This window comes from Streptomyces sp. NPDC047049, assembly GCF_040643995.1.
In the GTDB taxonomy this organism is placed as follows: domain Bacteria; phylum Actinomycetota; class Actinomycetes; order Streptomycetales; family Streptomycetaceae; genus Streptomyces; species Streptomyces mooreae.
On record NZ_JBEYVM010000001.1, the window covers coordinates 235,330 to 253,289 of the forward strand.

Below are 17,960 nucleotides of genomic sequence, written 5' to 3' on the forward strand. Positions count from 1 at the left end.
GTGACGTCCGGTCGCCCCGCAGTGCCTCGCATTGCCGGCATTGCCCCGCAAGCCCCGTAAGAAGCGAAGGGAACGTTCCGTGCCGAAGAGTCGTGTGTCGCGCCCCCGGCGCTATCTGGTCTGCGAGCCCAGACACTTCGATGTGCGTTACGCGATCAATCCGTGGATGAGTGCGGACATCCCGGTGGACACCGCCCTCGCGGGGCGCCAGTGGGAGGCGCTGATGAGCGCCTACCGCGACCACGGGCACACGGTGGAGACCGTGCCCCCGGTGGCCACGCTGCCCGACATGGTGTTCGCGGCGAATTCCGCGCTCGTCGTGGGCGGCCGGGTCTTCGGCTCGTCCTTCCATGCGCCGCAGCGGCGGCCGGAGTCCGTGGAGTACGAGACCTGGTTCAAGGCGGCCGGGTACGACGTCTACCGGCCCGAGGCGCCGTGCGAGGGCGAGGGCGACCTCATTCCGGCCGGACGCTACATCCTGGCGGGTACGGGCTTTCGCACCACGCCGGCCGCGCATCGCGAGGTCCAGGAGTTCTTCGGCGTACCGACCATCGGCCTGCAACTGGTGGACCCGTACTTCTACCACCTGGACACCGCGCTGTTCGTCCTGGAGGAGACGGCCGGGACGGGTGAGGCGCATGTCGCCTACTACCCCGGGGCGTTCTCGACCGGCAGCCGGGAAGTGCTGCGCCGGCTCTTCCCCGATGCGGTGCTCGCCACCCGGGACGATGCCCTGGCCTTCGGCCTCAACTCCGTCTCCGACGGCCGCCATGTCTTCGTCGCCCCGCAGGCGACCGGCCTGATCGACCAGCTCAGCGCGCACGGTTATGTCCCCGTCCCCGTCGACCTCTCGGAGTTCCACAAGGCCGGCGGCGGCATCAAGTGCTGCACACAGGAGATTCGCTGATGACCGCTCCCACCCGTACCGCCCGCGTGCACGCTCCCCGTTCGTCCGCGGAGCTGATCCAGGCCGAGGGCCCGGTCCTCGCGCACAATTACCACCCGCTGCCCGTGGTGGTCGCGCGCGCCGAAGGGGTCTGGGTCGAGGACGTCGAGGGGCGCCGCTACCTCGACATGCTGGCCGGCTACTCGGCGCTCAACTTCGGCCACCGCCACCCGGCCCTGATCGAGGCCGCGCACCGCCAGCTCGACCAACTCACCCTCACCTCCCGCGCGTTCCACAACGACCGGCTCGCCGGTTTCGCCGAAGGTCTCGCCGAGCTGACCGGGCAGGACATGGTCCTGCCGATGAACACCGGCGCCGAGGCGGTGGAGAGCGGCATCAAGGTCGCGCGCAAGTGGGCGTACGACGTCAAGGGCGTCCCGGCGGACCGGGCGACGATCGTGGTGGCCGGCGGCAACTTCCACGGCCGGACGACCACCATCGTCGGCTTCTCCGACGACGACACGGCCCGCGTCGGCTTCGGGCCCTTCGCCCCCGGCTTCCGCACCGTCCCGTACAACGATCTCGCCGCGCTCGAAGCGGCCGTGGACGAGACGACGGCCGCCGTGCTGATCGAGCCCATCCAGGGCGAGGCGGGCGTCGTGATCCCCGACGACGGCTATCTCACCGGCGTACGCGACCTGACCCGGCGGGCCGGGTGCCTGTTCATCGCCGACGAGATCCAGTCCGGGCTGGGCCGCACGGGCACCACGCTGGCCGTCGAGCACGAGTCCGTGGTGCCGGACGTGCTGCTGCTCGGCAAGGCGCTCGGCGGCGGCATCGTCCCGGTCTCCGCGGTCGTCGCCCGCCGCGACGTGCTCGGTGTGCTGGGCCCCGGCCAGCACGGTTCGACCTTCGGCGGCAATCCCCTGTCGGCGGCGGTCGGTTCGGCCGTCGTCGAGCTGCTTGCCACCGGAGAGTTCCAGCGGCGCGCCGCCGAACTGGGCGAACGGCTGCGCAGCGGTCTGGCCGCGCTGACCGGCAAGGGCGTGACCGGCTTCCGCGCCCGCGGCCTGTGGGCCGGGGTCGACATCGACCCCGCGCTCGGCACCGGCCGGGAGATCAGCGAACGCCTGCTCAAGGAAGGCGTCCTGGTCAAGGACACCCATGGCTCGACGATCCGGCTGGCCCCGCCGCTGACCATCACCGGTGAGGAACTGGACGCGGCGCTGGGAAGCCTGGAGCGGGCGCTGGGCTGACCGTCGCCGGAAGGCCGACGCGGCCGCAGCTCGGGTGAGCTGCGGCCGCGTCGTGTCCGCATGGTGCCCTCGGAAGGAGCCGTGCCCTCCAGAGGGAGCCGCCGTCTCCTGGAACCGGAGGGAGCCGTCGTCCCCTAGAAGGAGCCGTTGCGGTTGATCATCTCCAGGCAGGCCTTGTGCGAGCTGCCCGCGAAACGGACGCAGAGCGTGCTGCCGCTCGGCTGCAGCCCCGGGACGGTGCGGCCGACGATCTCGCCACCGGACCGCTTCGCCTTGAAGGAGTAGCTGTTCCCGCCGTCCGTGGTGGTGAGGTAGACGGTCGCGGAATTCCGGCTCTTGGGCGGGTTGGTCCAGGAGGCGGTGACAGTGCCGGGGTTGGGCGTCCCGTCCCTGCCATCGGTCTTGATGCAGATCTGCGGCCCCGACCAGTCGTGGGTGCAGGAGGATGCGGCGGCGTGCGCGGCCGGGGTGGTGGCAACGGCGCTCAGCGCGATCGTTCCGGCGACGGTCAGCGCACGGAGCATCTTCGAACGGGTCATGTGTGGGGGGAATCCTCTCCTCGATGTACCGGCAGAAGACACAACGGCCCCGCCACGAATGGGGCGTGGCAGGGACCGCGGTCGCGCAGTTGATCTTAGCCGGACCCCTCGAACTCACGCGCCATAAGGGGGAGAAGACGCTGCCCACCGTGACCGTGAGCGGTCCGGGCCGGTCGGCGGTCAGCCCGCGCGGGTCCTCGCATAGTGGCGGGAGGCCTTCGCGCGGTTGCCGCAGGCCGCCATCGAGCACCAGCGGCGGGTGCCGTTCCGCGAGGTGTCGAAGAAGTGCAGGATGCACGCCCCGTGCGCGCAGCCGCGGATCCGGTCGGGGGCGGTGCGCAGCAGATCCAGGTAGTCACGGGCCGCGGTCCAGGCCGCGCCCCAGGACGGATCGTCGAACTCCGCCACCTCGCCGGGGCCTTCGGGCGTCAGGGTGGCACGGATCCGGCCCTGGCCGAGTACGGCGTTGACGCCCTCGACGCCGGCCGCGCCGCCGGGGTCGTCGACGGCGACGGCAAGGGCCTCGCGGGCGAGCAGCAGATGCTCCAGCGCGGCGGCGTCGGCGGGAAAGCGGCGGTCGAGGCCGTTGCTCACGAGCCAGGTGCGCAGCCCCTCGGGGCCGGTGAGCAGATCCTGGCGTACGCCGTCGGACATCCAGCGGGTGTTCAGCAGATCCAGCGAGACGGGCTCTCCGGTCAGGGGACGGGGGTCGAGTGCGGGCATCATCCCTGCCTCCTCCTTCTGACAGCCGTCTTCCGATGCGCTTCGTCCGGCGCTCTTCGTCCGGCGTCCTTACTTCCGGCGGCCGCCCTCCGACGCCCTTCGCCTGACGTCGGCGCCCCCTCGGGCTAACCACTCAAGAGTACGTAAGCGGTTGCCCGTGCACACCACTAACCCCTAACATCATTTTCACCAGTTAGACCGCGGCTCGACCCGAGGAGCTGAGGACCGTGGGTGATCCGTAGAACCCGTCCGGGTTCTCCCCCACAGCCCGCAGAAGGAGCCCCCCATGACACCACCACGCCCGCCCTTCCCACCGTTCGACGAACCGAGCGCGCTGCAGAAGGTCCAGGCGGCCGAGGACGCCTGGAACACCCGCGATCCGGAGCGCGTCGCCCTCGCGTACACCGAGGACTCCATCTGGCGGAACCGGGACACCTTCCTCACCGGCCGCGACGAGATCATCGCGTTCCTGCACCAGAAGTGGGCCCGCGAACTGGACTACGCACTGCGCAAGGAGCTCTGGTCCTACAGCGGCAACCGCATCGCGGTGCGCTTCCAGTACGAGTCCCATGACGCGGCCGGCCAGTGGTGGCGCAGCTACGGCAACGAGCTGTGGGAGTTCGACGAGGCAGGCCTGATGCGCCGCCGGGAGGCCAGCATCCACGACGTCGCGATCACCGGCGACGAACGCCGCATCTTCGGGCCCCGCCCGGCGGAGGAGAGGGGACGGCCTCTTCCCTTCCACTGATCAGCGGGAGACTCCCGGGGCTCAACTGCTCCTCAGCGCCTCCCCCAGGACGGCCACGCCCTCCGTGATCTCGCCCGGTGTGCGGGCGGCATAGCCGAGGACCAGGCCTGGAGCGGCGGGGAGCCGGCGGTGCCAGGACAGCGGCTGGACCTTGACGCCGCGGGCGAGGGCCGCCGCGGCCAGGTCCGTATCGGAGCCACGGCAGACGCCCGGCGCGAAGGTGATCGTCAGATGCAGGCCGGCCGCCGCGCCGTGCACGGTCGCCCCCGGCAGCTGGGCCCGGATCGCCGCGATCATGGCGTCCCGGCGCTGCCGGTGGCGCCGGCGCAGCAGTCGCAACCGGCGTTCCAGCTCGCCCGATTCCATCAGCCGGGCCAGTACCAGCTGCGGCAGTGCCGCATTGCCGAGGTCCGCGAACCGTTTGGCGTCGACCAGCGCGGTGCGGTACCGCGGCGGCGCCAGCACCCAGCCCACCCGCAGGGCGGGCGCGAGCAGCTTGGAGATGCTGCCGGCTAGCAGACCTGGTCGGCGAGGAGTGAGCGCAGCGCGGGGGCCGGGGGACGGTCGTAGCGGTGCTCGGCGTCGTAGTCGTCCTCGATGATCAGGCCGCCGTCGGCCGCCCAGCGCATCAGCTCGCGACGCCGCCCGCCGTCGAGCACCACCCCGGTCGGGAACTGGTGCGCCGGGGTGAGCAGGACGGCCCGCGCAGCGGTCGCCCGCAGTGCGTCGACCCGTATCCCGTACTCGTCGACCGGCACCGGCGGCGTCGCCTGCCGCCAGTGGCGCAGATGCTGTTGCGCCCCGAGGGACCCGGGGTCCTCCACCGCGATCTCCCGGATTCCGTCGCGGTGCAGCACCTGGGCGAGCAGGCCGAGGGCCTGCGCGGTACCGGAAACGATCAGCACGTCGTCCGGGTCCGCCCTGATCCCGCGGTTTCGGCCCAGCCAGTTGGCGACGGCCAGCCGTAGTGCGGGCGTGCCGCGGGGGTCCCCGTAGCCGAGCTCGGCGGACGCAAGACCGGCGAGCACCGCGCGTTCGGCGCGGAGCCAGGACGTACGGGGGAAGGCGGACAGGTCGGGTACGCCGGGCGAGAGATCGATCCGCGCGGGCGCGGAGCGCAGCTCGTCGAAGATCTCCGGGCCGGGCGGAGCGGCGAACGGCGTGACGGCCCGGTCCCGGTGCACGGAGGGTGCCGTTCCCGTGGCGCTCACCGGGGAGCCCGCCGCGGTCCCCGCCGTGGCCGTCACGGGCGCGGCGACGACCACGGTCCCGCCCCTCCTCCGCCCGGCGAGCTGTCCGTCCTCGGTCAGCCGCTGATACGCCTCGGTGATCACACCTCGCGACACCCGCAGCTCAGCGGCGAGTACCCGGGTGGCGGGCAGTCTGCTCCCGACCGGCAGCCGGCCGTCCGCGATCGCGCGCCGCAACTCCCGGGCGAGCCAGTCCGACCGGCGGCCCGCGGGCGCTTCCGCGATGTTCAGCTGCAGGAAATCGGAGGAACCGGAGGAGCCCGAGGGAGCCGAAGAAATCGGAGGAGCCGGAGGAGCCGGAGGAGTTATGGACCTGCCGGCGGGCCGTTCTTTGGACCTGTGCACCGGGCCATTGTCCCGGCACGGTGAAGCCATGAACAGGAAAACGGCGTACGTCCACGGCTACTTGCCCCGCGAGGCCCGGCGCCTCTGCGACCAGGCGGACACTCTGGCCCCCTTGCTGCACGCCGGAACGGCGTACCCCGCCGGCAGCTGGGTCCTGGAGGTCGGCTGCGGGGTGGGTGCGCAGACCGTACATCTGGCCAGGAACAGTCCGGGGGCGCGCATCGTCGCGGTCGACCGCTCCGAGGAGTCGCTGACCCAGGCCCGCGCCTACATGCTGGAGCAGGAGCCCGACGCCGACGTCACGTGGCGGGCCGCCGACCTGCTGCATCTCCCCTTCAAAGAGGCCGAGTTCGACCACGTCTTCGCCTGCTTCGTGCTGGAGCACCTGCGGGAGCCCGACAAGGCGCTGGCCGGGCTGCGCCGGCTCCTGCGGCCCGGCGGGACACTCACCGTGATCGAGGGCGACCACGGCTCGGCGGTCTTCCATCCGGACAGCCTGCACGCCCATGAGGTGATCGGCCATCAGGTGCGCCTGCAGGCCGCGGCCGGCGGAAACGCACTGCTGGGACGGGAGTTGCAGCCACTGCTCAGCGGCGCCGGATTCGAGAACGTGGTCATCCGTCCGCGGACGGTCTACGCCGACCGGACCCGGCCCGCCCTGGTGGACGGCTTCACCCGGAACACCTTCATCGCCATGATCGAAGCGGTCCGGGACGATGCCCTGGGCATCGGCCTGACCAGCACCGCCGACTGGGACCGGGGGATCACCGATCTGCGACGGGCCGCCGAAGACGACGGGACCTTCCACTACACCTTTTTCAAGGCCGTGGCCGTCAATCCGATGCCGTAGGGGCCGCAGGGACGGACTCCTCGTGGCACGGACCGGGCGCGACGACGCCCTCCAGGTCTTCTGGCGGCAGGGCCTGCCCACGACCGGCATCCTCGTGCTCACCCTCTACTACACCCACCGCGCCGAACCGTCCGACATCCTCACCGCCCTTGACGCATTGCCCCCGGCGCGCTGAATTCCGCACGTCCTTTGCGGATGCCTTAACGGGAAATTGACTGCCGTGGCGCGTTGCGCCAACTCGCCGACAGCCCCCCATAGGCCGCCGCCTGCCGGAGCGCTATGGTCGGTTTTCCAGGAACGTAACGGGGGAGGGCAGCCGCGGATGGCACAGGACGATGCCGTGATCGGCTGTACGGGAGTGCTGCTGATCGGCACGCGCGGGGCTGCCGGTCCCGGGGAGGTCCTGGTACGGATCAGAGGCGGCAGCGAGGCCTTTCTCGCCTGGTCCGCCGAGCCCCTTCCGGTAGGGGCGACCGTGCTCGTGATCGAGTCGCGTGGCAGTCGTCAGGTCGACGTCATGGAGTGGGCCGATCCGTTGGACGCGTTGTCCGGCAATGCCGGCGACGCCGGTTGAGGAGAATGAGGATGTTCGGTTACCGCGTTCCTGCCCCCGATCAAGCCATGCTGATCTCGGGAGGCAGGCGTGGACAGGGGGGCGCGCCATTCCGAGTGGTGACCGGGCACGGAAAGTTCGTGCTGCCGGTTTTCCGCAAAGTCCGCTTCCTGACGCTGGCGATGTGTGAGGCGGAGGTCGCCGAGACCTGCGTGACCCGGCAGGGCATCGCGCTGACGGTACGCGCCGTCATCGCGTTCAAGGTCGGCAACGACACCGAGAGCGTGGTCAACGCCGGTCAGCGGTTCCTGTCCGACCAGGACCAGATGTCGGTCCTGACCGGCCGGATCTTCGCCGGTCATCTGCGCTCCATCATCGGTTCGATGACGGTCGAGGAGATCGTCACCGAGCGGCAGAAGCTGGCCACCGAGGTCCTGGAGACGTCCAAGACCGAGATGGCGAAGATCGGTCTGATCGTCGACTCGTTGCAGATCCAGTCGATCGACGACGGCGACACCGGCTATATCGAGGCGATGTCCGCCCCGCACAAGGCGGCCATCCAGCGGCAGGCGCAGATCGCCCAGGCCCAGGCCACTCAGGCTTCGGTCGAGGCGCAGCAGGAGGCCGCGCGTAATCAGGCCGAATACTCCCGGCAGACCGCCGTGGTCCAGGCCGAGTACTCCGCCGAGGTGGACCGCGCCCAGGCCCGCGCCGCGCAGGCCGGTCCGCTCGCGCAGGCCCACGCACAGCAAGAAGTCCTCGCCGCACAGACCGAACTCGCCGAGCGCGCGGCGCAGCTGCGTCAGCAGGAGCTGGTGGCCGAGGTCGTCAAGCCCGCCGAGGCGGAGGCCGAGCGCATCCGGCTGCTGGCCATGGCCGAGGCGGAGCGGATGAAGATCCAGGCCGAGGCCGCCGCGTCGCACGACCGGGTGGCCCTGGACCGGATGCTGATCGACCAGCTCCCCCAGATCGTCAAGGAAGCCTCCGCGGGCCTGGCCAACGCCAATGTCAATGTCCTCAACGGCACCGACGGCCTGGGCGAGATCGCCGCGGGCCTGGTCGGACAGGGCCTGACCATCCTCGACTCGGTCCGCCGCAACCTCGGCACCCCCGAGGGCCAGGACGGCAAGACCGACAAGAACGGCGGCACCGCCGCACAGCAGGGCCACAGCGGCCGGGTCGAAATCGAGTAGAGCCCGGCCAGGGAACGCGTAGAGCCCGCGCAGGGAGCGAGCAGCGGCTCCGCGCGGGGTGGGGCCCGGGTCCCAGGGGGCAACCTCTGGGCCCCGGGCCCACTCGCTTCCCCGGGCCCGCTCACCTCCCCGGCCCGCTTACCTCCCCGGGCCCACTCACCTCCCCGCCCCGCTCACACCCGCGCCCTCGCGGCCGGTCTTCCGCCGTGTGCTTGTGACGGGCGTGGGCCACCAGATGGTTGAGCACGGCGACGGTGGTGGCGATATCGGCGTCGTCGAAGCCGGCGAGCGCGTCGTGCAGACCGGCCTGACTGGTGTGCTGGAGGCGGCCCAGGACGGCCTTGCCGTGGGGCGTGATCGCCACCTGCCGGGCGCGGCGGTCAAGGGAGTCCGGGGTCCTTTCGACCAGGTCCTGGGACTCCAACTGGCTGATCTGGCGGGTGACATGAGGCGGCTCGACCATCAGCAGTGCGGCCAGATCGCCGACCCGGCTGACCCCGCCGCTGTCCTCCAGGGCCATCAGCAGCCACAGGTCGGAGCGCGCCGCCGTGACTCCCGCCTCGGCCGCCTGGCGTTCGTGTGCCCGGGAACGGGTGAGCAGGTAGGACAGCGTGGCCAGCACTCTTTGCAGCGCGGCGATGGGGTCCTGGTCTCTTCCGGGGTCCGGCATGCAGGCACTTTAGCTGCCCTTGGGGTGCCCGGATCCGCCCTGTGGCAGGTCGCTCCGGGCGCGCGCGTCCGCTCGGATTGAGCCAACCTCGGGGGCGCCTTGATCACCTCTTCCCTCCCCCGTTCGCGGTGAGTTAACGTGTGAACAACTTACTTGCTTAAGTTAGGTAACTAGAGGTGACCCGGCCCTCGGTGACCGTGATCCCCGCTGGTCACGATGGTTGCCGAGGTGGTTACCGAGTTCGCAGAGCCCGTCAAGGAAAAGCGCTACCCGCACCGTTCGCCACGGCAGTGCCGTGTCCCGATCGTGGAAGGACCAGCCGCATGACGACTGCAGAACGCACCGAGGCGGAGCACGACCCCGGCCCGGACGCAGGCCTCGCCCCCCTCGCCCCCCTCGCCGTCCCGGCCGCGCGGGCCGAAGGCTGCCCCTTCGATCCCGCGCCCGGCGTCGAACGGGCCCGCCGGGAGGAACCGGTCACCCGGGCCACGCTCTGGGACGGCTCCACCTGTTGGCTGGTGACCCGGCATCAGGACGTACGGGAGGTGCTGGGCGACCCGCGGTTCAGCGCCGACGCGACCCGGCCCGGCTTCCCCTTCCTCACCGCGGGCGGCCGGGAACTCGCGGCCGTCAAACCGACCTTCATCCGCCAGGACGACCCCGAGCACGCACGGCTGCGCCGGATGCTCACCGCCGAGTTCATGGTGAAGAAGGTGGAGGCGATGCGCCCCGAGGTGCAGCGCCTCGCCGATGACCTGCTCGACCGGATGACCGCGGGGCGCGACTCGGCGGACCTGGTGGCCGAATTCGCGCTGCCGCTGCCGTCCCTGGTGATCTGCCTGCTGCTCGGCGTCCCGTACGACGACCACGAGTTCTTCCAGGAACGGAGCCGCCTGCTGCTCAGCCTCCGGTCGACGGCCGAGGAGGTGCGTGCCGCACAGGAGGACCTGCGGCACTATCTGACCCGGCTCGCCCGGTCCAAGCGACGCGAGCCGGACGACGGCATCGTCAGCCGGCTGGTCGCCCGCGGCGAGCTCGACGACGAGGAAGTCTCCTCCATGGGGCGGCTGTTGCTGATCGCGGGCCATGAGACCACCGCCAACATGACCGCACTGTCCACCCTCGCCCTGCTGCGCAACCCCGCCCAGCTGAAGCGGCTGCGCGCGGACCCCTCGCTGATCAAGGGGGCCGTCGAGGAGCTGCTGCGCTATCTGACGATCGTCCACAACGGTCTCCCGCGGGTCGCCACCGAGGACGTCACGATCGGCGGCCGCACCATCCGGGTCGGCGAGGGCGTGCTGTGCACTCTCAACTCCGCCAACCGCGACGACGACGTCTTCCCGGCGGGCGACACACTCGATGTCGGACGCGATGCCCGGCGTCATATCGCCTTCGGCTTCGGCGTCCACCAGTGCCTGGGCCAGCCGCTCGCCCGGGTGGAACTGCAGATCGCCGTCGAAACGCTGCTGCGCCGCCTGCCGGACCTGCGGCTCGCCGTCCCCTTCGAGGACGTCCGGTTCCGTCACGACATGGGGATCTACGGGGTCCACGCCCTGCCGGTCGCGTGGTGAGCCCGGCCCGCCCCTCTCGTCCGGCCCGCCCCTCCCGTCCCTCTCGTTCATCTCGTCCATCCCGTCCAGCCCGTCCGCCCGCGGCCCTCAGCAGCCCGGCGGCCCATCGTGGGGAGAACCATGCGCGTACACATTGACCAGGAGAAGTGCTGCGGCGCCGGGAGCTGTGTGCTGTCCGCGCCGGAGGTGTTCGACCAGCGCGAGGAGGACGGCATCGTCGTCCTCCTCGACGCCGAACCGCCGGCCGGGCTCCACGACGCCGTCCATGAGGCGGTGGCCATCTGCCCGGCCGCGGCGATCTCGGTCGAGCAGGCGGACCGGGCGGGGCGGGCCTAGACGACAGACCTGGCTGCGGGCCGCCCCCAGGGCCGGATCGGCCCGGATCCACCGGTGGGGGCCTGGCACGTCAGGTCCGCCGTAGGGCACCCGGTGGCTCCGGCTCGGCATGCGACAGGGGTGCACAGGCGTTTACCCTTGGGGGTGAACGTCCGTGCACCCCTGCCCGCCGTTCCGCCGCGCCCTACGGAGAGCCATGCCCGCAGCGATACCCGGGCCCGTCGCGACCGCCGTACCCGGCGGGGCCGGCCACCCGCGCGCACTCGTCGGCGTCCTCGCCTTCTGCGGTGTCGTCGTGGCCGTCATGCAGACCCTCGTCGTACCGCTGCTGCCGCACCTCCCCCAGCTCACCGGCGCCACCCCGGCCACCGCGAGCTGGCTGGTCACCGTCACCCTCCTGACCGGCGCGATCTGCACCCCGGTCCTCGGCAGGGTCGGCGACATGTACGGCAAACGCCGGGTGCTGCTGGCCTCCCTCGGCGTCCTGGTGCTCGGCTCCGTGCTGTGCGCCGTCAGCTCACAGATCGGGGTGCTCATCGCGGGGCGGGCCCTGCAGGGCGCGGCGCTCGCGGTGGTGCCGCTCGGCATCAGCATCATGCGCGACGAGCTGCCGCCGGCGCGGGTGCTGTCCTCGGTCGCGCTGATGAGTTCCACGCTGGGTATCGGCGCCGCGATCGGGCTGCCGATCGCCGCGCTGGTCATCGAGCACTCCGACTGGCACACCATGTTCTGGGTGTCGGCGGCGCTCGGGCTGCTGGACGTCGTGCTGGTGCTGAGCTTCGTGCCCGAATCGCCGCTGCGCTCGCGCGGCCGCTTCGACGTCCTGGGCACGCTCGGCCTGACCGTTTCGCTGAGCTGCCTGCTGCTCGCCGTGACCCAGGGCGCCGGCTGGGGCTGGGCCTCCGCGCGCACCCTCGGGCTGCTCGTCGCGGCGGTGCTGACCGGCCTGGCGTGGGGCGCCTACGAACTGCGCTGCGCGTCGCCGATGGTCGACCTGCGGGTCTCGGCCCGGCCCGCGGTGCTGCTGACGAACCTCGCCGCGCTGCTGATCGGCTTCGCCTTCTACGCCAACTCGCTGGCCACCGCGCAGATGGTGCAGGAACCCCGGAACACCGGATACGGGCTGGGCGCGTCCCTCGTGGTCAGCGGACTGTGCCTGTTGCCGGGCGGGCTGTCGATGGTGGCGCTGTCGCCGGTGTCCGCGCGGATCTCGGCGAAGCACGGGCCGAAGGTCACCCTGGCGCTGGCCGCAGGGCTGATGGCGGTGGGGTACGTGGTGCGGTTCTTCACCAGCCACCAGCTGTGGATGATCATCGCGGGCGCGACGGTGGTGGCCTCGGGCACCGCGATCGGCTACTCCGCGCTGCCCGCGCTCGTGATGCGCGCGGTGCCGGCCGGTGAGACCGGGGCGGCCAACGGCCTGAACACCCTGATGCGTTCGGTGGGGCAGGCGTCCTGCAGCGCGGCGGTGGCCGCCGTACTGACCAATGTCACCTTCCGGGCGGGCGGCCGGACCGCCCCGACCCTCCATGCCTACCTGCTGGTCTTCCTCATCGCCGGCGGCGCCGCGCTGCTCGCCCTCGCCGTCACGCTGTGCCTGCCGGGGGAGGGCACACCGCCGCCGGCCGGTACGGTCGGACAGGTCCGGCAACCGGCCCCGCCGGCGCGGACGGCGCTCACCCAGGAGGACGCATGACCGCTCAGGCCGAGGCCGCCGCCCCGGAGGGCACGGGACGCCCGCGCCCGGCCACCGTCCCGACGCCTGCGGCCGCGCCCACTACGGGTACGGGCCCCGCCGCCAGCCCCGGCACGGAACCGGGCCACGCTGCCGAAAAGCACCCCGGAGCCGATACGGAACCGAGCATCGCCACCGATCCCGGCACCGGCCGCGATGCCATCCTGCGCGCCGCCCGGCGGTCCTTCGCCCTGCGCCCGTACGCCGAGGTCACGCTGCGCGGTATCGCGGCCGACGCGGGGGTGAGCGCCTCACTGATCGTCAAGCGGTTCGGCAGCAAGGAACAGCTCTTCGCCGCCGTCGCCGACTTCGGCCCGGCGGCGGACGCGCTGTTCGGCGCCCCGCTCCCGGAACTCGGCCGGCACCTGGTGCACACCCTCGTCGGCCAACGCCGCGCCCAGCAGGGCGATCCGCTGCTGCGCGTCGTCTTCTCCCTGGGCATCAGCGACGAACGCTCGCTGCTGCGCGACCGGTTCCAGGAGCAGATCACCGACCGGCTCACCGACCGGCTCACCGGCCCCGACGCCGCCCTCCGGGCCGAGCTGATCGCCGCCCAGCTGATCGGCCTGGGCGCCACCCTCAGCATCCACCGCACCGGCGCCGCCTCCCAGGCCCCGCCCGAACGGCTCGCCGACCTCTACGCGCCCGCCCTCCAGCGGCTCATCGACGGCTGACCCGGCCGGGCACGCGCCGGCCTACGACTGGGGCACCAAACCGTCCTCGACCAGCCCGGCCAGCACCGCCTCGCCCAGCGCCTGCACCGCGGACTGCGGCCGCACCATCACCGTGAACTCCTTGATCCGGCCTGCCTCGTCGAACTGCAGCAGATCGATGCCGTGGATCTGCTTGCCGTTCACGGTGGCCCGGAAGACCAGCACCGTCGAGTCGGCGGAGCCGCCGTCCGGCCCCGCCGCCGTCTGGGCGCTGCCGTCGAGCTCGCCGACGTAACGGAAGTCCTGGAACGTACGCAGCAGAACCCCGAAGAGCCCGAGCACCATCGGCCGCCCCTCGAAGGGCGTGAACTTCACCGGGCTGTACAGGCGCACGTCCTCGGTGAACAGCTCCTCCACCCCGTCGAGATCCGCTGCCTCCACCGCCGTCTTGAAGCGGTCCGCCGTCGTCCCCATCGCTCGTCCTCCTCGCCCCGGCCGGGCACACGACCCGGCCGGCCCCGGTGCCTCATAGTCGCGACTATGATTAGTCATATTCTTGAGTATGGGAAGGGGTGGCGGCCCAACATGGCTCTCAAGCACGCGGTGCTGGCGGCACTGCTGGACGGCGAGTACAGCGGCTACCAACTGGCCAAGGCCTTCGATGCCGGCGTCGCCAACTTCTGGCACGCGCTGCCGCAGCAGCTCTATACGGAGCTGGCCAAGCTGGAGGCGCAGGGCCTGATCGCCGGCCGCCAGGTGGTCCAGGAGACCCGGCCCAACAAGCGGCTTTTCCACGTCACCGACGAGGGCCTGGCCGAGCTGGAGCGGTTTGCCGCGGCCGCGTCCAAACCGTCGTTCATCCGTGACGATCTGCTGGTCAAGGTGCAGGCCGTGGACCGGATCGACGCCGCACCGGTGATCGAGCAGCTGACGGAGCGGGCCCGGCTCGCCGCCGCCAAGGCCGAGGTCTTCGACCAACTGCTGACCCGGCTGCGCGGCGGCAGGGACGAGGCGGAATTCCTGGCCGGCGGCGACCGGATCGGCCCGTATCTGACCTGCCTGCGCGGCCTGGGCTTCGAACGGGAGACCCACGCGTGGTGCGAGCGGATCGCCGGCGTCCTGCGGGAGCGGAGCGAGGCACGGCCGCGCCCGTAGGGAACCGTTCCCCAGAACTCCTTCGTGTGACTACGGACATCAGCCGACGCACACCCGGGAAACAGACATTCCACAAGAAAAGGAATGGAAGGACATCTCCCCATGCGTCTTCGCCACACCGTCGCCACCGCCGTCGGCGCCCTCGCGCTCGCCCTGGCCCTGCCCACCGCCTCGGCCGGCGCGGCCACCGGCCCCTTCACCTACGTGTACACCGACTCGACCGGCACCCCGCACGTGGGCCTGCTCGCCGACCCGCCCAGCCGGGCGTGCCTCGCCCTCCCCGAGGTGACCGACGCCACCGTCCAGCCCGCCCACACCCCGAAGAACTACACCTCGTCCGTCGTCACGGTCTTCACGGGCTCCGACTGCACCGGCGACCACTTCAGCCTCCGGCCGAACGGCGGTCACGCCTCCGAGCAGCTGAAGGTCCGTTCAGTGGTCTTCTCCTGATCTGACGCCACCGCCTGATCCGGCGCCACCGCCTGATCCGGCGCCACCGCCTGGTCCGGCAGCACTTCCTGATCTGACGTCACCACCTGGTCCGACGCCAGCATCCGGAGCGCTTCGGCCGTCCGCGACCCCGGTTCGGCGTGGTAGGTGATCACCTGCTGGTCGGGGTCGGCGGGCAGGGTCAGGGTCTCGTACGCCAGGGTCAGCCGGCCGGCCCGCGGATGGCGCAGGACCTTGCTGCCGAACCCCTTGTCCTGCACGTCGTGGGCGGCCCACAACTGCCGGAATTGCGCGCTCCCCAGCGAGAGCCGGCCGATCAGCGAGGCCATCTCGGGGTCGTCCGGATAACGGCCGGCATCGCGCCGCAGATAGCCGACCACAGCGGCGGCCTTGGCGTCCCAGTCCTCGTAGAGCTCGCGTGCGGCCGGATCCAGGAACACCTGCCAGGCCAGGTTGCGGCGCTCGGGCGGCAGCGCGGCGAAGTCGCCGAGCAGGGCGCAGGCGAGCCGGTTCCAGCCGATGACGTCCAGCCGCCGGCCGAGGACGTAGGCGGGGACGCGCTCCATCGTGTCGATCAGCTGCTGCAGCGCGGGGCGCACCCGTTGCGCACGGGCGGCCGGGCGGATGCGGCGGGAGACCGGGCGGGCGAGATGGGTGAGGTGATCGCGCTCGGCGGGGGTCAGCCGCAGGGCGGTGGCGATGGCGTCCAGTACGGCGGACGAGACATTGCGGCCACGGCCCTGTTCGAGGCGGATGTAGTACGCCACACTCACCCCGGCGAGCTGCGCCAGCTCCTCCCGGCGCAGCCCCGGCACCCGGCGCCGCCCGCCGTACTCCGGCAGCCCGACGTCCTGCGGCCGCAGCCGGGCGCGCCGGGAACGCAGGAACTCGCTCAACTCCGTTCGCGGGTCCATGACCGCAGTCTGCGGCAGCGGACCGGGCCGGAGGGGGGTTCCGTCAGTACTAGGCACGCCATGCATACGTTCAAGAGTGCACTGGTTACGGCAAGCGGAGCGCCGCATTCTCGGTGGCATGACCCACACCTCTGTCTTCGCGTACGCCGCACCCGCCCCGAAAGCACCGCTGGAGCGGATCACCATTCCGCGCCGCGAGCTGGGTGCCCACGACATCCTGATCGACATCAAGTACGCCGGTATCTGCCACTCCGACATCCACACCGTGCGCGCCGAATGGGGCGACGGCGGGGCCTTCCCGATCGTCCCCGGCCATGAGATCGCCGGTGTGGTCGCCGAGGTCGGCGCCGAGGTCACCCGCTACCAGGCGGGCGACCGGGTCGGCGTCGGCTGCTTCGTCGACTCCTGCCGGGAGTGCGAGAACTGCCGGGCCGGTCTGGAGCAGTACTGCACCGGTGAGCTCGGCAACGTCGGCACGTACAACGCGACCGGCCGGGACGGCGAGACCACCCACGGCGGCTACTCCACCCACCTCGTCGTCGACGAGAACTACGCCCTGCGCATCCCCGAGAGCATCCCCCTGGACGCCGCGGCCCCGCTGCTGTGCGCCGGCATCACCCTCTACTCGCCGCTCGCCCACTGGCAGGCCGGACCCGGCAAGAAGGTCGCCATCGTCGGCCTGGGCGGCCTCGGCCACATGGGCGTGAAGATCGCGCACGCGATGGGCGCCGAGGTCACCGTGCTGAGCCAGTCGCTGCGCAAGAAGGACGACGGCCTGCGGCTGGGCGCCGACCACTACCACGCGACCTCCGACCCGGCCACGTTCGAGGAGTTGGCCGGCACCTTCGACCTCATCGTCAACACCGTCTCCGCCAACCTGGACCTGAACGCCTACCTCGGGCTGCTGCGCACCGACGGCACCCTGATCCAGCTCGGCGCGCCCGAGAGCCCGCTGCCCGTCGCACCCTTCGCCCTGCTCACGCGACGCCGCTCGATAGCCGGCTCGCTGATCGGCGGCATCCCGGAGACGCAGGAAATGCTCGACTTCTGCGGTGAGCACGGGCTGACCGCGGACATCGAGGTGATCAGCGCCGAGCAGATCAACGAAGCGTACGAACGGGTCCTGGCAAGCGATGTCCGCTACCGCTTCGTGATCGACACCTCGACGATCTGAACCATCGGAGCCATCGGATCCCCCGGATCCCACGGATCCCACGGATCCCACGGATCCCACGGATCCCACGGATTCATCGGATCCGCCTGATCCACCTGATCCACCTGATCCACCTGATCCACGAGCACCTTCCGCCCGGTTTTGGGCGGAGGCGCGCACGCCCGGGACGGTCTGCCGAAGGCCGCCCCGGGCGTGCGCATGTGGTGACTCCACAACACGGGCCCCGGCAAAGATTTTCCGCACCGCCCGGCAACCCCCGCCCCCGCCGCACGTCGTCACGGGTGAGGGCGCCCTCAGGCGCCGTCCCGTCGACGAACGTGGAGCAGCCGACCGTGAAGTCCGTGAAGTTCAGCCGTACCTCCCGCACCTCCCGCGCCTCCGCCGGTTTCCGGCCGTACGCCGCCCCGCTCCGGCCCCGCTCCCGTCCGCGCGGTGCGGTCGGCGCCGGGCTGGTCGCGGCGCTCACGCTGGCCGCGCTGTCCGTGGCCGGTACCGCACAGGCCGACGACCGGGCACCGCAGCCGCGCCCGCACACCGGCTCCGCGGCCCAAGCACCCACCCCGCGACCGGCCGACGGCAGCACCCGGCCCACACCCGCACCGGCCACCAGCGCCTCTCCGTCGCCCAGCGCCCCGACCGGGGCCCCCGCCACGCCCCGCCCCTCCGCCACGCCCAGCCACCCGGCACCGCGGCCGAGCAGCGCCGAGCCCCACCCCAGCGCCTCCCCCGCCTCGCCCGGCACCCGCGGCGGCGGCCCCGGCGCCTCCGCCCGCCCGGCCCCCGCCCCCGCCCCCGCCAAGGGATCCGGGAGCGAGAAGGAACTCGCCCGCACCGGAGCCTCCTCCACGACCTCCCTGGCGCTCGGCGGCACCGCCGCGGCCCTGATCGCCGTGGGCGGCGGCACCGTCTACGTGGTCCGCCGCCGGCGCGGCTGAGCGACCGCGAGAGGCCCCCCGCCG

Annotated in this window: 20 protein-coding genes and 1 pseudogene; 15 read left to right on the top strand and 6 right to left on the bottom strand. The window is 71.8% G+C overall.

What is annotated here, in order from left to right:
- Window positions 1-40 precede the first annotated feature (40 nt).
- The gene (gene ddaH / locus ABZ851_RS01080) at window positions 41-907 is read left to right on the top strand and encodes a dimethylargininase (RefSeq protein ID WP_361120355.1); all 867 of its coding nucleotides are present in this window, start codon (window positions 41-43) and stop codon (window positions 905-907) included.
- A complete protein-coding gene (gene rocD / locus ABZ851_RS01085) occupies window positions 907-2,142 on the top strand; it encodes an ornithine--oxo-acid transaminase (RefSeq protein WP_336047734.1) in 1,236 nt (411 codons plus the stop codon). Before ddaH ends, rocD begins: the two co-directional genes overlap by 1 nt.
- Before the next feature lie 134 nt (window positions 2,143-2,276).
- On the opposite strand, the gene ABZ851_RS01090 is transcribed toward rocD, so the two are convergent.
- Complete coding sequence (locus ABZ851_RS01090) at window positions 2,277-2,681, bottom strand: hypothetical protein (protein WP_336047733.1); 405 nt, start codon at window positions 2,679-2,681, stop codon at window positions 2,277-2,279.
- A 180-nt stretch (window positions 2,682-2,861) separates the two neighbouring features.
- Complete coding sequence (locus ABZ851_RS01095) at window positions 2,862-3,404, bottom strand: CGNR zinc finger domain-containing protein (RefSeq protein ID WP_361121749.1); 543 nt, start codon at window positions 3,402-3,404, stop codon at window positions 2,862-2,864.
- Window positions 3,405-3,690: 286 nt separating this feature from the next.
- Between ABZ851_RS01095 and ABZ851_RS01100 the strand changes: the two genes are divergently transcribed.
- Entirely contained in the window at window positions 3,691-4,152 is a 462-nt protein-coding gene (locus ABZ851_RS01100; RefSeq protein ID WP_361120359.1) for a nuclear transport factor 2 family protein, read from the top strand.
- Between the two features lie 21 nt (window positions 4,153-4,173).
- Here the strand turns inward: ABZ851_RS01100 and ABZ851_RS01105 are convergent.
- Window positions 4,174-5,777: pseudogene (locus ABZ851_RS01105) on the bottom strand (PLP-dependent aminotransferase family protein).
- Here ABZ851_RS01105 and ABZ851_RS01110 point away from each other — a divergent pair.
- The 4 genes from ABZ851_RS01110 (at window position 5,776) to ABZ851_RS01125 (ending at window position 8,343) form a co-directional block, all read left to right on the top strand.
- Window positions 5,776-6,597 (top strand): methyltransferase domain-containing protein, encoded by an 822-nt coding sequence (locus ABZ851_RS01110; protein ID WP_361120362.1) that lies wholly within the window; start codon window positions 5,776-5,778, stop codon window positions 6,595-6,597. The pseudogene ABZ851_RS01105 and the gene ABZ851_RS01110 overlap by 2 nt on opposite strands.
- A gap of 22 nt (window positions 6,598-6,619) precedes the next feature.
- The gene (locus ABZ851_RS01115) at window positions 6,620-6,772 is read left to right on the top strand and encodes a hypothetical protein (protein ID WP_361120365.1); all 153 of its coding nucleotides are present in this window, start codon (window positions 6,620-6,622) and stop codon (window positions 6,770-6,772) included.
- Between the two features lie 147 nt (window positions 6,773-6,919).
- Entirely contained in the window at window positions 6,920-7,171 is a 252-nt protein-coding gene (locus tag ABZ851_RS01120; RefSeq protein ID WP_086716653.1) for a hypothetical protein, read from the top strand.
- Between the two features lie 11 nt (window positions 7,172-7,182).
- Window positions 7,183-8,343: an SPFH domain-containing protein gene (locus ABZ851_RS01125; protein WP_336047727.1), complete on the top strand. Its 1,161-nt coding sequence runs from the start codon at window positions 7,183-7,185 to the stop codon at window positions 8,341-8,343.
- A 121-nt stretch (window positions 8,344-8,464) separates the two neighbouring features.
- Here the strand turns inward: ABZ851_RS01125 and ABZ851_RS01130 are convergent, their stop codons facing one another.
- A complete protein-coding gene (locus ABZ851_RS01130; RefSeq protein ID WP_361120369.1) occupies window positions 8,465-9,013 on the bottom strand; it encodes a MarR family winged helix-turn-helix transcriptional regulator in 549 nt (182 codons plus the stop codon).
- 323 nt (window positions 9,014-9,336) lie between these two features.
- Here ABZ851_RS01130 and ABZ851_RS01135 point away from each other — a divergent pair, with 323 nt between their 5' ends.
- The 4 genes from ABZ851_RS01135 to ABZ851_RS01150 all read left to right on the top strand — a co-directional run bounded on the left by ABZ851_RS01135 (window position 9,337) and on the right by ABZ851_RS01150 (window position 13,329).
- A complete protein-coding gene (locus tag ABZ851_RS01135) occupies window positions 9,337-10,584 on the top strand; it encodes a cytochrome P450 (protein ID WP_361120372.1) in 1,248 nt (415 codons plus the stop codon).
- Between the two features lie 120 nt (window positions 10,585-10,704).
- Window positions 10,705-10,920, top strand: coding sequence for a ferredoxin (locus ABZ851_RS01140; RefSeq protein WP_361120375.1), 216 nt, complete (start codon window positions 10,705-10,707; stop codon window positions 10,918-10,920).
- A 196-nt stretch (window positions 10,921-11,116) separates the two neighbouring features.
- Window positions 11,117-12,616: an MFS transporter gene (locus ABZ851_RS01145; protein WP_361120378.1), complete on the top strand. Its 1,500-nt coding sequence runs from the start codon at window positions 11,117-11,119 to the stop codon at window positions 12,614-12,616.
- Window positions 12,613-13,329, top strand: a complete 717-nt coding sequence (locus ABZ851_RS01150; protein ID WP_361120381.1) for a TetR family transcriptional regulator — start codon at window positions 12,613-12,615, stop codon at window positions 13,327-13,329. The genes ABZ851_RS01145 and ABZ851_RS01150 overlap by 4 nt, the downstream gene beginning before the upstream one ends.
- Before the next feature lie 21 nt (window positions 13,330-13,350).
- Here the strand turns inward: ABZ851_RS01150 and ABZ851_RS01155 are convergent, their stop codons facing one another.
- Entirely contained in the window at window positions 13,351-13,782 is a 432-nt protein-coding gene (locus tag ABZ851_RS01155) for a nuclear transport factor 2 family protein (RefSeq protein WP_361120384.1), read from the bottom strand.
- Between the two features lie 111 nt (window positions 13,783-13,893).
- Between ABZ851_RS01155 and ABZ851_RS01160 the strand changes: the two genes are divergently transcribed.
- Window positions 13,894-14,463 carry a PadR family transcriptional regulator gene (locus tag ABZ851_RS01160; protein WP_336047719.1) on the top strand — a complete coding sequence of 190 codons (570 nt, stop codon included), beginning with the start codon at window positions 13,894-13,896 and terminating at the stop codon, window positions 14,461-14,463.
- 102 nt (window positions 14,464-14,565) lie between these two features.
- The gene (locus ABZ851_RS01165; RefSeq protein WP_336047718.1) at window positions 14,566-14,913 is read left to right on the top strand and encodes a hypothetical protein; all 348 of its coding nucleotides are present in this window, start codon (window positions 14,566-14,568) and stop codon (window positions 14,911-14,913) included.
- Here the strand turns inward: ABZ851_RS01165 and ABZ851_RS01170 are convergent.
- Window positions 14,868-15,827: a helix-turn-helix transcriptional regulator gene (locus ABZ851_RS01170; RefSeq protein ID WP_361120387.1), complete on the bottom strand. Its 960-nt coding sequence runs from the start codon at window positions 15,825-15,827 to the stop codon at window positions 14,868-14,870. The two genes, ABZ851_RS01165 and ABZ851_RS01170, sit on opposite strands and share 46 nt — an antisense overlap.
- 118 nt (window positions 15,828-15,945) lie before the next feature.
- Between ABZ851_RS01170 and ABZ851_RS01175 the strand changes: the two genes are divergently transcribed.
- Window positions 15,946-17,001, top strand: coding sequence for an NAD(P)-dependent alcohol dehydrogenase (locus tag ABZ851_RS01175; protein WP_361120390.1), 1,056 nt, complete (start codon window positions 15,946-15,948; stop codon window positions 16,999-17,001).
- A 317-nt stretch (window positions 17,002-17,318) separates the two neighbouring features.
- Window positions 17,319-17,936: an LAETG motif-containing sortase-dependent surface protein gene (locus ABZ851_RS01180; RefSeq protein WP_361120393.1), complete on the top strand. Its 618-nt coding sequence runs from the start codon at window positions 17,319-17,321 to the stop codon at window positions 17,934-17,936.
- Window positions 17,937-17,960 lie beyond the last annotated feature (24 nt).